General features: G+C 45.7%; 15 protein-coding genes. 7 read left to right on the top strand and 8 right to left on the bottom strand.

Features of this window, described 5'->3' with window-relative positions; translation table 11 throughout:
- Positions 1–9: 9 nt before the first annotated feature.
- Complete coding sequence (locus PRU_RS06990; RefSeq protein WP_013064193.1) at positions 10–1,371, bottom strand: TrpB-like pyridoxal phosphate-dependent enzyme; 1,362 nt, start codon at positions 1,369–1,371, stop codon at positions 10–12.
- Positions 1,372–1,514: 143 nt separating this feature from the next.
- On the opposite strand from PRU_RS06990, the gene PRU_RS06985 reads away from it, so the two are divergent.
- The gene (locus PRU_RS06985) at positions 1,515–2,948 is read left to right on the top strand and encodes a sodium:solute symporter (RefSeq protein ID WP_013063139.1); all 1,434 of its coding nucleotides are present in this window, start codon (positions 1,515–1,517) and stop codon (positions 2,946–2,948) included.
- Here PRU_RS06985 and PRU_RS06980 read toward each other — a convergent pair.
- The 4 genes from PRU_RS06980 to PRU_RS06965 all read right to left on the bottom strand — a co-directional run bounded on the left by PRU_RS06980 (position 2,869) and on the right by PRU_RS06965 (position 6,741).
- Positions 2,869–4,473 carry a hybrid sensor histidine kinase/response regulator transcription factor gene (locus PRU_RS06980; RefSeq protein WP_177168146.1) on the bottom strand — a complete coding sequence of 535 codons (1,605 nt, stop codon included), beginning with the start codon at positions 4,471–4,473 and terminating at the stop codon, positions 2,869–2,871. The two genes, PRU_RS06985 and PRU_RS06980, sit on opposite strands and share 80 nt — an antisense overlap.
- 396 nt (positions 4,474–4,869) lie before the next feature.
- Positions 4,870–5,802: a thioredoxin-disulfide reductase gene (trxB, locus tag PRU_RS06975; RefSeq protein WP_013063673.1), complete on the bottom strand. Its 933-nt coding sequence runs from the start codon at positions 5,800–5,802 to the stop codon at positions 4,870–4,872.
- 29 nt (positions 5,803–5,831) lie between these two features.
- Entirely contained in the window at positions 5,832–6,383 is a 552-nt protein-coding gene (locus tag PRU_RS06970) for a glutathione peroxidase (protein ID WP_041385870.1), read from the bottom strand.
- Positions 6,384–6,486: 103 nt separating this feature from the next.
- Entirely contained in the window at positions 6,487–6,741 is a 255-nt protein-coding gene (locus PRU_RS06965) for a type B 50S ribosomal protein L31 (protein WP_013064062.1), read from the bottom strand.
- A 151-nt stretch (positions 6,742–6,892) separates the two neighbouring features.
- On the opposite strand from PRU_RS06965, the gene PRU_RS06960 reads away from it, so the two are divergent.
- Genes PRU_RS06960 through udk form a run of 3 tightly spaced genes read left to right on the top strand, consistent with a single transcriptional unit; the run spans position 6,893 to position 9,125 of the window.
- Positions 6,893–7,936: an endonuclease/exonuclease/phosphatase family protein gene (locus PRU_RS06960; protein WP_041385868.1), complete on the top strand. Its 1,044-nt coding sequence runs from the start codon at positions 6,893–6,895 to the stop codon at positions 7,934–7,936.
- Complete coding sequence (locus PRU_RS06955) at positions 7,936–8,514, top strand: uracil-DNA glycosylase family protein (protein WP_013064858.1); 579 nt, start codon at positions 7,936–7,938, stop codon at positions 8,512–8,514. The genes PRU_RS06960 and PRU_RS06955 overlap by 1 nt, the downstream gene beginning before the upstream one ends.
- Positions 8,511–9,125 carry a uridine kinase gene (gene udk / locus PRU_RS06950; RefSeq protein WP_013065046.1) on the top strand — a complete coding sequence of 205 codons (615 nt, stop codon included), beginning with the start codon at positions 8,511–8,513 and terminating at the stop codon, positions 9,123–9,125. The genes PRU_RS06955 and udk overlap by 4 nt, the downstream gene beginning before the upstream one ends.
- Here the strand turns inward: udk and PRU_RS06945 are convergent.
- Positions 9,112–9,759: an HdeD family acid-resistance protein gene (locus tag PRU_RS06945; RefSeq protein ID WP_013064269.1), complete on the bottom strand. Its 648-nt coding sequence runs from the start codon at positions 9,757–9,759 to the stop codon at positions 9,112–9,114. The genes udk and PRU_RS06945 overlap by 14 nt on opposite strands.
- Positions 9,760–9,852: 93 nt before the next feature.
- Between PRU_RS06945 and PRU_RS06940 the strand changes: the two genes are divergently transcribed.
- Complete coding sequence (locus tag PRU_RS06940) at positions 9,853–10,359, top strand: histidine phosphatase family protein (protein WP_041385866.1); 507 nt, start codon at positions 9,853–9,855, stop codon at positions 10,357–10,359.
- Positions 10,360–10,362: 3 nt separating this feature from the next.
- On the opposite strand, the gene PRU_RS16070 is transcribed toward PRU_RS06940, so the two are convergent.
- A complete protein-coding gene (locus tag PRU_RS16070; protein ID WP_013063004.1) occupies positions 10,363–11,202 on the bottom strand; it encodes a hypothetical protein in 840 nt (279 codons plus the stop codon).
- Between the two features lie 158 nt (positions 11,203–11,360).
- Here PRU_RS16070 and PRU_RS06930 point away from each other — a divergent pair, with 158 nt between their 5' ends.
- Both PRU_RS06930 and PRU_RS06925 read left to right on the top strand, forming a co-directional pair.
- Positions 11,361–12,845, top strand: coding sequence for a capsule assembly Wzi family protein (locus PRU_RS06930; protein WP_013065659.1), 1,485 nt, complete (start codon positions 11,361–11,363; stop codon positions 12,843–12,845).
- A gap of 12 nt (positions 12,846–12,857) precedes the next feature.
- Positions 12,858–13,253, top strand: a complete 396-nt coding sequence (locus PRU_RS06925; RefSeq protein WP_013064896.1) for a lipocalin-like domain-containing protein — start codon at positions 12,858–12,860, stop codon at positions 13,251–13,253.
- On the opposite strand, the gene PRU_RS06920 is transcribed toward PRU_RS06925, so the two are convergent.
- Positions 13,250–13,876, bottom strand: coding sequence for a sugar transferase (locus PRU_RS06920; RefSeq protein ID WP_013063779.1), 627 nt, complete (start codon positions 13,874–13,876; stop codon positions 13,250–13,252). The genes PRU_RS06925 and PRU_RS06920 overlap by 4 nt on opposite strands.
- Positions 13,877–13,893: the final 17 nt, after the last annotated feature.

The following is a 13,893-nucleotide window of genomic DNA, read 5'->3' as shown; positions in this document are numbered from 1 at the left end:
AAAATAAGATTACTGCTTATCCAGTTCGGCCAGGTTAGCGGCAATCATCTCATCAGTAACGGTGTAGTTCTGCAGGTCGCCCTTGATGAATGAGTCGTAGCTTGGCATATCAATCAGACCATGACCTGAGAGGTTGAAGAGAATCACCTTCTCCTCGCCAGTTTCCTTGCACTTCTTAGCCTCGCGGATGGTGGCTGCAATAGCGTGACAGCTCTCAGGAGCAGGGATGATACCCTCGGTGCGTGCAAATAGCATACCAGCCTCGAAGGTCTCAAGCTGTGGGATATCAACACCACGCATCAGTCCGTCCTTCAACAGCTGACTTACAATCATACCAGCACCATGATAACGCAGACCACCAGCGTGGATGTTGCTTGGCTTGAAGTTATGACCCAGTGTGAACATAGGCAGCAATGGGGTGTAACCAGCCTCGTCGCCAAAGTCGTAGCGGAACTGACCACGTGTGAGCTTAGGACAGCTGTCGGGCTCGGCAGCGATAAACTCGGTCTTCTTGCCATCGCACAGGTTGTGGCGCATGAATGGGAAGGCGATACCACCGAAGTTAGAACCTCCACCAAAGCAAGCAATCACGATATCAGGATACTCGCCAGCCATCTCCATCTGCTTCTCGGCCTCAAGACCGATGATGGTCTGATGCAAACCTACGTGGTTTAATACCGAACCTAAGGTGTACTTACAGTTTGGAGTGGTAGTAGCCAGCTCAACAGCCTCAGAGATGGCTGTACCTAATGAACCTGAATGGGTAGGATCCTTAGTGAGGATGTCCTTACCGGCGCGGGTTGACATCGAAGGTGAACCCTCGACCACAGCACCAAAGGTACGCATAATGCTTGAGCGGTATGGCTTCTGCTGCATGGTAATCTTTACCTGATAAACAGCGCAGTCGAGACCGTAGATTTTTGCAGCGTATGAAAGGGCTGCTCCCCACTGTCCGGCACCGGTTTCGGTGGTTACGTTAGTGGTGCCTTCCTGCTTGGCGTAGTAGCACTGAGGAATGGCAGAGTTGATTTTATGTGAACCCAATGGGTTGGTACTCTCGTTTTTAAAGTAGATATGGGCAGGTGTTCCCAAAGCCTCCTCGAGCGCATAGGCACGAACCAATGGAGTTGAACGATAGAACTTGTACTTCTCGAGCACCTCTTCTGGAATATCTATCCAGCGATGCTCTGTATCAAGCTCCTGTACACAGCACTCACGAGGGAAGATGTGTGCCAGATCGTCTACACCCAGAGGCTGCTTGGTTGCAGGATGGATGGGAGGCATTGGTTTGGTTGGCATGTCAGCCTGAATGTTGTACCACTGTGTGGGAATCTCACTCTCTTGGAGGATGAATTTTTTTTGTTTAGACATAATATAATACGTTTTAGAATTTGGAATTCTTGCTTAAGGCAAGCGGCAAAGCCGATCACCGTCTGCAAAGATAACACAATTAATTGAAAATTGATAAATGATAATTGATAATTTTGAAAAAAAGTGTACCTTTGCACACGATTATGTGGATGATTGCAATAATATTAGGCTATTTTGCAGTTTTGTTTGCCATCAGTCGACTAACTGCACGACGTGCTACTAACGATACCTTCTTTCGTGGTAATCGTCAGTCGCCATGGTATATGGTGGCTTTTGGTATGGTTGGTGCGTCGATATCTGGTGTAACCTTTGTATCGGTGCCTGGTATGGTAACCAGTATCGATATGACTTATATGCAAACCTGTCTGGGCTTTATTCTGGGTTATTTTGCAGTTGCATTCATCCTGCTTCCGCTCTACTATCGCTTGAATCTCACAACCATTTATTCCTATCTGGGAAAGCGATTAGGCCCTCGCGCCTATAAAACAGGTGCCTCGTTTTTCCTTTTGTCGAAGATGACGGGCGCTGTGGTGCGTTTCTATGTGGTTTGTATGATTCTGCAGCAGTTTGTGTTCGATGAGATGGGTATTCCGTTTGTGGTAACCGTATCGGCGATGGTGACCCTTATCTGGCTTTATACAAGGGGTGGAGGTATCAAAACACTGGTATGGACCGATACTTTCCAAACCATCTGTCTGTTCTCGGCCCTTCTCCTTATTATATATAAGGTGGTGGGCGAACTGGGAATGGCGATACCTGAGGCTGTTAGTGCGATAGCTGCCGACGAACATAGTCGTATGTTTGTGATGGACGACTGGGTTTCGAAGCAGAACTTCTGGAAACAGTTTCTGAGCGGTGTGTTTATAGTGATTGTGATGACCGGACTTGATCAGGATATGATGCAGAAGAACCTGACATGTAAAACGCTGAAAGAGGCTCAGAAGGATATGTGTACCTATGGTGTGGCTTTTGTGCCTGCTAATCTGCTGTTCTTGTCGTTGGGTGTTCTGCTGGTGATGCTGGGTGAAACGGGCGTATCAGATACTTTGCTGCCTGGATTTGTTCAGCGTAGCGGATTGTCGGTACTGATTCCTTTCACAATAGGTATTGTAGCAGCCTCGTTCTCGAGTGCCGATTCGGCTTTAACATCGCTTACCACCAGTTATTGCGTAGATATCAGGGGTAGGGCAGGCGACGAGCAGTTGCGTAAGCGTGCCCATCTGGGTATCAGCATCTTGTTTGTGTTGATGATTCTGCTGTTCAGACTGCTGAACTCAACAAGCGTGATTGATGCCATCTATACGATTTGTGGCTATACATACGGTCCGCTGTTGGGACTCTTTGCCTTTGGCATGCTTACCAAACGTATGCCACGCGATCGGTATGTGCCTTATATCTGCATCGCATCGCCTTTGCTTTGCTATGCTATTGATGAGATAACCTGGCATTTGGCTGGTTATCGGTTCGGTTATGAGTTGCTGATGATGAATGGTGCGCTTACCTTCCTGGCCCTTTTTGTTTTGAGTTCAGCAAACTCTCCAAGAACTCCTTCGGCTGAATGCCAAACTGTTTCTTAAAGCAAGTAGCAAAGTAGCGTGGATCATGGAATCCAACGCTATAAGCCAAATCGCTGACACGCAGGTTGGGGTTCTCCATGCCCAGGCGTCGGGCCTCTTTCATTCTTACATCACGAATAAAAGCCGATACATTCATGCCAGTGATAGAGCGTAACTTATTATATAAGGTGGAAGCGCTGGTGCCCATGTCGGCAGCTAATGCATCGCGATCATAAGATTCGTCGTCGATGTGTTTATGGATGTTTGCCAGAACCTGATTAACAAAAGCTTCGTCGGGACTTGGGGCTTTGGCAATGTGTTTTATTTCTTCCTCAGCACTGAACTGACTGAATTCTGTCTGCATGCGTTTACGATTCTCGATGATGTTATCGATGCGTAGTTTCAGATCGCCTAAGCGGAATGGCTTTCTCAGATATTCGTCGGCTCCACTTTGCAATGCTTCCTTCTCGTCTTCCTCCTGTGTCTTGGCTGTCAGCAGGATGATGGGCAGGTGATTATAGTTAGGGTCGGCTTTTACGGCTTTGGTCAGTTCGATACCATCCATCTCGGGCATCATCACATCTGATATAATCAGATCGAGCTCTTTTTCATGTATCACTTTTATAGCCTCGGCACCATTGCGGGCTATGTAAACATGATAGGTGGTCTTTAGCAGTTGCTGCATCAGCATCAGTAATTCCAGATTGTCCTCTACTACCAATAATTTATAGCCATCCTCAATAGGATCTTCTGGATCTGCATTCACATCTGGTACGATGGTATTGATATCTACGATGGTGTTCTTAGGAATATTGAAATCAATCTTATGCTTTTCGTCAATCTGATCAGGTGCAAAGGCTTCTTTCTTGATAGGGAGTCTGACGATAAACTCTGTGCCCTTTCCCTCTTCGCTGTGGCAGGTGATGGTTCCTCTGTTCAGATAAACCAGATCCTGCGTTAACGACAGACCTAACCCAGTTCCATTTGTCTGATGCTGTCGGTAATCGCCATCATGAAAGCGTTTAAACAGGTGTTTCATCTGTTTGGCAGAGATACCATCGCCATCGTCGCTCACCTTGATTTCTACCTCGTCGTATTTATCGTTGGTGATGGCGCTGATCGACACGGTGCCACCTTCTTTGCCATATTTGGCTGCGTTAGATAATAAGTTATAGATAATCTTATCCAACTTGTCGGTATCAATCCAGCCCATCATGCTTTCTGGCTGACAGTTGATACTGAACTTCATGTCTTTCTTGGCAATAAGTGGCTCCAAGCATTCGGCGGTTTGGCGTATATACTTCATTACATCGCCCTGAGCAACCAGCAACCGTAGCTGGCCCGCATCAGATTTGCTGGTTTCCAGAATCTGCTGTAACAGTCTCACCATGCGCTGAATGTTGAATTGCATCAAGTCGTATTCATGGCTGTACTGCGGTTCGGTGTCGCGCAACTTGTCGACAGAGGCCGAGATGACTGATAGGGGAGTTAGAAGCTCGTGCGTAATATTTGTAAATATGGCGCTGAGTCGTAATCTTCTTTGCACCTTTTGGTTTCGCAGGAATAAACGTCTTCCTACGAGGAGAATAATGGTCAGAATTACCATTATGATGAGGGCTAATAGTAAACGGTTGTCCATACTTTTATAATTATTGGTTGTGCAAAAATAGTTATTTTTTCGATATCAATCAACTTTTTTCGATAAAATTTGCCGTTTTAAGCGTTAAAATGTATAAAATTAGTGATTTTGTGTTCATTTTGCGTTAGTTCACGCATTTTCAACAACAAAAAACTTAAATTAAACATCCATTTCAAAAACTTGCCATATCTTTGCATCAGAAAAAGATTTTAATGGTTAAGGTTTATGGTTGATTAATTTAGTTTTTTAAGTAATTTTTTTTGGGAAAAGGTTCGTCGTGAGACGAGCCTTTTCTCATTTATATTACTTATTCAACAAGAATCTCTCAGCCTCGATAGCCGCCTGGCAACCTGAACCTGCAGCAGAGATAGCCTGACGATATACAGGGTCGGCGCAGTCGCCAGCTACGAATACACCAGGAACCTTGGTCTTAGGTGTTCCGTCAATCTTCTTCAGATAGCCTGTTTCGTCCATATCCAGCCACTCCTTAAAGATGTCGGTATTGGGCTTATGGCCAATAGCCAGGAAGAAGCCGTCGATAGCAATGTCAACCAGTTCCTCATCGGCTTCGCCCTTACGCTTAACCAGATGGGCACCTTCGACACCATTCTCGCCATAAAGACCAAGGGTGTTATGTTCGAACAGAATCTCGATGTTCCCGTTCTCCTTCACACGCTGCTGCATCACCTGTGAGGCGCGAAGGAATGGCTTGCGTACAATCAGATACACCTTCTTGGCCAATCCTGCCAGGTAAAGGGCATCCTCGCAAGCTGTATCGCCACCACCAACTACGGCAACTGTCTTCTTGCGATAGAAGAATCCGTCGCAGGTAGCGCAGGCTGATACGCCCTGTCCGTTATACTTGCGCTCATCGTCGAGACCTAAGTACTTGGCTGAGGCGCCTGTAGCGATAATCACGGTGTCGGCCTCAATCTCTGTGCCGTCGTCGGCTGTGCAAACGTAGGGGGCCTTTGAGAAGTCGACCTTCACAATCTCGCCGTTACGGATATCGGTTCCAAAGCGCTGAGCCTGCTCCAGCAGGTCCATCATCATCTGGTTGCCGTCAACACCCTGAGGATAGCCAGGGAAATTCTCAACCTCAGTGGTCTGAGTGAGCTGTCCGCCAGGCTGCATGCCGCTATACTCGATTGGACTCAAGTTGGCACGCGAGGCGTAAATGGCAGCTGTATATCCAGCAGGGCCACTACCGATAATTAAACACTTAGTATGTTCCATATGATATCTGTTTATTTATATGTTGGCTATTACTTAAGCAGCTCTTCAATCTGCTTGGCAATATTCTCAATATTCTCAGTAGGCTCAAAACGAGCAACAACCTGTCCCTTCTTGTTAATCAGGAACTTTGTGAAATTCCACTTAATATCAGCTTTCTGCTTGTAGTCAGGATCCTCTTTCGAGAGCATGTCGTCGAGGATAGGGGCAATCTTGTGGCTCATATCCCAACCGGCAAAGCCTTTCTGCTCCTGAAGGAACTTATACAGAGGATCGGCGTCGTCGCCATTTACCTTAATCTTCTTAAAGCGTGGGAACTCAGTACCAAAGTTCAGCTTGCAGAACTCGTGGATACTCTCATCGGTACCAGGTGCCTGCTGTCCGAACTGGTTGCAGGGGAAGTCGAGAATCTCGAAACCCTGACTGTGGTACTGCTCATAGAGTTTCTCCAGTTCCTCGTACTGTGGCGTGAATCCACACTTAGTTGCTGTGTTTACAATCAGCAACACCTCGTTGGCGTATTCTTTCAGAGATACGTCTTTTCCTTTTCTGTCCTTGACAGTGAAGTCATAAACTGTTTTCATATCGTGTTGTAATAATATTCGGGTTGTTGTAATAAAAAAAAATGCGGCCTTGGCATATGCAACTACCATGGACGCATCTTTTAATGTTCTTTGCGGTTTTATCTTACTTCTTCGCAGCCTTACCGTAGCGGCTCATGAACTTATCAACACGTCCTGCAGTGTCAACGAGCTTGCTCTTACCTGTGTAGAATGGGTGAGAGGTGCTTGAAATTTCGACTTTTACCACTGGGTAAGTTTCGCCTTCGAACTCTACAGTGTCATTTGTCTTTGCAGTAGACTTCGTAAGGAACATATCGCCGTTGGACATATCCTTGAATACGACGGGGCGATAGTTTTCTGGATGAATACCTTTTTTCATTTTGAGTTTAAATATTAATGTTATAAATACTAATTTCGCATAAAGCGGGTGCAAAGTTACGAAGATTTTTCCGAATTTACAAACTTTTTGTGCTTTTTTCTTTGTTTACTCAATTTTTTGTGCTATTTTTGCAAGCATAAACAGTACTAATATGCGTAAATTTCAGTTTTTAACGTTTTTATTACTCCTTGTTTTGGTGGGATGCCAAGCCAAGAATAAAAAGGAGCAACAAGTGTATGGCATTGGTTTTTATAATCTTGAGAATCTTTTTGATACCACTCACGACGAAGGTAAGAACGATTATGAGTTCCTGCCTGAGGGTTCGTTTAAGTGGGACGCCGAGAAATATAAGTGCAAGTTGCATAACATGGCTCGCGTGCTGGCCGATATGGGTACCGATAAGTTGCCCGAGGTTGGTTGTGCTGCTATTGGTGTGGCAGAGGTTGAGAATGCCAAGTGCTTGACCGATCTATGCAATCAGCCAGCTTTGAAGGCTCGCAACTTTAAGTTCGTGCATATCGAAGGTCCCGATCAGCGTGGTATTGATTGTGCTTTGCTTTACAATCCCCAGCTTTTTAAGGTTAATCATGTAAAGCTTGTACCTTATATATATAATAGACCAGAGGATGCCGGTCGTGCTACTCGTGGTTTCCTGGTGGTTAGTGGTACGATGGCCAAAGAGCATGTTACTATTATCGTTAATCATCTGCCATCGCGTGGTGCACCATCGTATGCCCGTGAGGATGGTGGTTCGCAGTTGCGTGTAGTAAAAGACTCGTTGCAGAAGGATGATCCCAAGGTAAAGCTGTTTATCATGGGTGATATGAACGATGACCCCAACGATGCATCGATGGCAAAATGCCTGGGTGCCAGACGCGAAATGAGTGAAGTAGAGGAGGGAGGACTTTATAATCCTTGGTGGAATATGTTGGCCTCTGGTCAGGGCACACTTCAGTTTCAGGGGGCATGGAATCTCTTCGATCAGATTATCCTCTCGTCGAATCTGCTCAATAAGTCAGGTAAGGAGGATTACTCTACATTGAAACTCTTTGATTATCAGGTGTTCCGTCGCGATTACCTGATTCAGCAGGAAGGCGCGTATCGTGGCAATACACTACGTACCACCGCAGGTGGCAAATGGCAGAACGGCTATAGCGATCACTTACCCACTTTGGTTTATTTGAAGAAGAACTGATGAGCGAAATAATAGAATCACATCCCTTCGAGCCTTTTATGCCTGGGCATGCTAAGCTATTGATGCTCGGCACTTTCCCTCCTGCTGAAAAGCGATGGTGTATGCGTTTCTATTACCCCAACTTCATCAACGACATGTGGCGTATCTTTGGCATCTGTTTCTTTGATAACAAGCAGCATTTTGTGTTGGAACAGGAGAAACGCTTTGATTTGGAACGGATTATCCCTTTCCTGAATGAAAAAGGAATTGCCATGTATGATACGGCCACCCGTATTCGCAGAACAAAGGATAATGCTTCGGATAAGGACTTGGAGATTGTAGAAGAGACCGATCTTGATGCCATGCTCAGAAGCTTGCCTTGCTGCGAGGCTGTGATAACAGCAGGCCAGTTGGCCACCGACGTTTTTTGTAACCATTATGGTATTAAAGGCCCTAAAGTTGGCGAATATGCAGAGTTTACACTTGACGACAGGGTGATACGACTCTATCGTATGCCAAGCAGTTCGAGGGCTTACCCCATGAAAACAGAGCGTAAAGCAGAATTTTATAACATCGTATTTAAATACTTAAGATTATGACAATCATTGGAATTGCAGGCGGTACCGGTTCGGGTAAGACTACCGTAGTTAAGAGAATATCCAAGGCTCTGCCTCCTCATTGTGCAGCAGTTGTTCCCCTCGACTCGTATTATAACGATACAACGGGTATGACTCCTGAGGAACGTAAGGCTATCAACTTCGACCATCCAGACGCTTTCGACTGGAAGTTGCTCACCGAGCATATCAAGAAGTTGAAGAATGGCGAGGCTATTGAGCAGCCCACATATTCGTATATCGAGAGTAACCGACAGAAGGAGACTATCCACGTAGAGCCAAAGCCTGTGATTATTATCGAGGGCATTATGGCCTTGCATCACAAGAAACTACGTGATATGATGGACTTGAAGATATTTGTAGATACTGATAGTGATGTACGTTTGATCCGTAACATCCGTCGCGATGTGGTAGAGCGTGGACGAACTGTAGAAATGGTACTGGATCGCTACGAAAAGGTGCTGAAGCCCATGCACGAACAATTCATCGAGCCAACAAAGAAGTTTGCCGACCTGATTGTTCCCTGGGGTGGAGATAACCGCACGGGTATCCACATCCTTAAGACATATATCGAAGGAATCGTTACGGGAGTGTAGTCACTTCCGTAACTTTTTTATCGTCATCTTTCACTTCCTCGGCTACTGGTATCTCCTGAGCCTTCTCGGCTTTACGCTTGTTAGAGTGAATCTTCAGCGAGTTGATAATCTCGGTAACACCATAGAGCAGCGAGCACCAACCTAATATTGTCATAGCCATGCTGGCAGGACTCATGGGTTTAATCATCACATAAAGACCAGTGAGGAGAATGAACGATGGGAATATCCAATAACCAAAGCCGATACCGCCCAGTCGGCGTGCTCTTACCAATGCCATATACTGATTGATAGCACCCAGAACCAGTATAGCACCGATGATGTACATCAGGGCTGTAATAAATACGGTTGGCGTGAGGGCCAACATCAGTCCTAGGATAATACTACCCAAACCTACAAGCGGGAATGTTGGTTTATCGCCAGCTATCACCTGTCCGTTTTCGTCCATAATCTTATACTCGGCTACATGCTTGGTGGCATTGTAATATACCACCATCGAGATAACACCCGACAGCAGGAATAATATACCTATAGCAACTGTAATCCAGTTTACAGTATTATCAGGATACTTAATCAGCATGATACCAATGGCTATGGCGCAAATGGCACGGAAAATGGAACTTTGTAATATCTTCATATATAATAATTCTAAGTTTTACGCTGCAAAAATAATAAAATAAGGTGGAAAAAGCAAATTATTCTGTAATTTTGCAGCAAAATTTAATAGATGATGACAACTTTATACTTAGTAAGACATGGCGAGACGGTAGATAACGCCAATCAGATTATGCAGGGACAAACTCAGGGCGAGTTGAACGAAAATGGTGTTCAGCAGGCTCGTGCGTTTAGTGAGCAGTGGAAGAATAAGGAGATTGATATTATATTGGCCAGCGATTTAAAACGCTCTATTGATACTGCCCGAATCATTGCCGAGCCACATCAGTTAGAGGTGCTTACTACGCCTTTGCTTCGTGAACGCGATTGGGGAAGCTTTACCGGGCGCTTTATTCCTGATTTGAAAGGCGAGGTTTGGCCTGATGATATCGAGACATTAGAAAACCTTCTTTCCAGGGCGGGCGAATTCATCGCGTATGTCAAGCAGACATTCCCCGGAAAGAAGGTGTTGGCCGTAGGCCATGGCATCATCAACAAAGCTATACAATCATTTTACTATCAAAAGCCAATGAACGAAATTCAAAGGATGCAGAACGCCGAGGTCCGCATCCTTGAGTTGTAAGTCTTATCGGCGTCCTCCCATGCGGCTGTCGCCACCAGCGCTGCGAGTTCCGTGTGATGTACTGTGCGATGCACCGCCGCCCATACTTCTGGTGTGTGAGTTGCTACCACCGCGATGACCACTGAACGAACCATTATTACGATTGGTATCGTTATGGCGATTGATATCGTTGTGGTGACGGTTCATGCCATTATCTCGATTTTCGATGCGACGGTTGTCATGACGGCCTTCGATACGACGAGAATTGTCGTGGCGAACATCGATACGATGACTATCGTGACGACCAGTTACACGGGTTGAACTGTGACGAGGGTTGCGGAAGTCGCCACGATTCCAGCGATCGTGCATTCCGAAGTGCTCTCTGTGAGTAGGACGGAAGTGCTCTCTGCGTCCATAGTAGTAGCCATGAGTGCCATGAATGTGCCAGGCATGTCCACCACGATAGGTCGCATAGAAGTGCGGACGACCAAAGTAGAAGAAATCGCGATGCGGATAGCGACGATAGATTCCAAAGTGCCAGTAACCAGCCTCCCAGTAAAGTGGACGGTAGAAGTAGCTGGCTGCAATGTATGCATTCCACTGCCAGTCGAACAGGATATAGCTCAAATCAAGATTTCTGCGCTCCCAGTAAGTGCCAAAAACATCATCGCGTCCGGCTACGCCCATCAGATAATCCAGATTTATCTCGTATGCAGCCTCATACTGCTCGTCGGTGAGGTTCAGCTCGTACGCCATCTTATCGGTGAGAAACAGAGCTTCGTTGCGGGCCTGCTCGTAGCTCATTGCACTCGCTGCCATTGTCGAGGTCAGCATCACCATCAGTGCGAAAAACATCTTCTTCATAATCGTATCATTTAAATGGTTTCACATTCTGTTTTGTTAATCACAGTGCAAAGAAACAACATTTTGGGTTTATACGCAAAGGATTTTCCCTAATAAGGTAGAGGAAATTCCCTAAAAGTATTTTTAAGAAAGAAAAAATTCGTATCTTTGCCCCCGGTATGAAGAAATTCTGGTCTATATTATTAATAATGTGTAGCCCTTTTGCTATAAGCGCTCAGCAGCGTTCGCTTACCGATAGTGTTCAGTATCGGGTTGAGATGCAGGCTACCTTGTCGTCGGGCGATCATGCGCCCTTGTGGTTGAATGCCAACAAGTATGGACTTAGTTCGCTGAAAACCACTAATGGCTATGTGCGTGGTGCGATAGAACGAAAGCTCAGTGCTGATGATGGGCGCAAGTGGGGGATTGGATACGGGGCCGATGTGGCTGTGGCTACCGGTTTCACCAGTACGTTGGTGGTTCAGCAGGCTTATGTCGAAGGTCGCTGGCTGAAGGGAACACTGACTGTTGGTGCCAAGGAATATCCGATGGAACTGAAGAACCAGGCGTTGAGTTCTGGTTCTCAAACCTTGGGTATCAATGCCCGTCCTGTGCCTCAGGTACGATTGGCGTTGCCTGAATACTGGACTATCCCAGGTACAAATAACTGGTTGGCGCTGAAGGGACATATCGCTTACGGCAAAACCACCGACGATGGTTGGCAAAAGGATTTTGTGGCTCCGCAGAACCGATATACCGAGGGTACGCTCTACCATAGTAAGGCAGGATATCTGAAGATTGGTCCAGGCAACTTTACTGCCGAGTTAGGCTTAGAAATGGCCTGCCAGTTTGGTGGTACCTCGCATCTGTTTGAGAATGGCGTAGAAAAGGTGTATGACAATGATGGCGGTTTAAAAGCCTTTAAGAATGCTTTTATTCCAGGCGGAACTGATGCTACCGATGGCAATTTTAAGAATGCCGAAGGTAACCAGTTGGGTTCGTGGGTAGCACGTTTTAGTTACGATCAGCCTACCTGGAATCTGGCTGTATATGCCGATCAGTTTTTCGAGGATAACTCTATGATGTTTCATGTAAACAAGAGTGGCGACAAGTACTTCTGGTACGACTTTAAGGATTGGCTGTTAGGTGCCGAACTGAAACTGAAGGATAATGCTTGGCTCAACAATATTGTTGTAGAGTATCTGTACACCAAGTATCAGGCTGGTCCGGTTTATCATGACAAGACCAGTCATGTAGGCTATCAGATAAGTGGGCGCGACAATTACTACAATCACCATCTCTATACCGGTTGGCAGCATTGGGGACAGGTGATGGGTAATCCGCTTTATGTATCTCCGCTGTATAATGCCGATGGACATATTGAGGTAGAGCATAACCGCTTTGTGGCTTGGCATTTAGGTTTTAGTGGTTCGCCTATACAACAGTTGAACTATCGCGTGCTGGCTTCATGGCAAAAGAGTTATGGCTCGTATTATTACTTGCCAGTCAACCCCATGGAGAATGTAAGTTGTATGGCTGAGGCTGATTATATGCTAAAGGATGGTTGGAGCATAAAAGGTGCTGTAGCTGCCGACTTCGGTAAGTTGCGAGGCGACAACTTCGGTTTCCATCTGTCTATCGTAAAAACAGGATTGATTAAATAACAGTTTGTAAAGATGAAGCGTTTATTATATATTATAATAGGTGTAACCTTGTTGCTGACCAGTTGTGATAAAGAAGATTCGGCCAACGGACATCTTGATGGCTTTTGGCAGATGAGTTCTTCGCCTGGCATCACTTGGGCTTTTCAGGGACACATTCTGGAACTGCGTGATGTGAAAAAAGTGCATCAGGATATTGTGATGAGTTTTACTCGCGAAGGTGATAAACTGAAACTGTCGGATCCTTACAGAGTGGATCGCGACTCCGACGATGTTGCCCTCAAGGATGCTGATATGCTCATACCTTATGGCATTAGCAATACCAGTACCGAGTTTCGCATCTCAGAGCTGACCAGTAGCAGAATGGTGCTTGATAATAACACCACACATCTGGAGTTCAGAAAGTTTTAGAACTTCTTGCCAAAGGCTATCTTGAGGAAGGTAAGACACAGAATCTTACCATCGAGCCACCATGAGCGATGCTTCAGGTAGTCGAGGTCCATCTCTAATCGTTTCAGCATTTTCTCCATCGTATCGGTATAGCCATTATAGAGTGTGGCCATCGATGTGATGCCTGGACGTATCTGATAAAGATAGGTGTAGCGTGGATCGTGCTGGATAATCTGGTCGATATAGAATTTTCGTTCAGGACGCGGACCGATAAAGGCCATATCGCCAATGAAGATATTCCATAGCTGAGGCAGTTCGTCGAGATGATGCTCGCGCAGAAACTTGCCTGTTTTAGTAAGGCGCTTGTCTCTGTGCTCACTACACAGTTGTGGACCCTTGGATTCGGCGTTAACCGTCATGCTGCGAAACTTATAGATAGTAAACGGTCGTCCGAATCGGCCTATACGTTCTTGTTTGAATATCACTGGACCATCGTGGTCGCGCTTGATAGCAATATAACAAGCTAAAAACAATGGTGAGAATACAATCAGACATATACCTGCGAAAAAGAAATCAATCCATCGCTTGACTTCTTTCTCAAAGGCGTTCATTCCATCATATATATACGAGTAGTGTTGCTCCATCCAATATTATTTAGTTC

The organism is Xylanibacter ruminicola 23, assembly GCF_000025925.1.
In the GTDB taxonomy this organism is placed as follows: domain Bacteria; phylum Bacteroidota; class Bacteroidia; order Bacteroidales; family Bacteroidaceae; genus Prevotella; species Prevotella ruminicola.
This window is presented reverse-complemented; position numbering and strand designations above follow the sequence as displayed.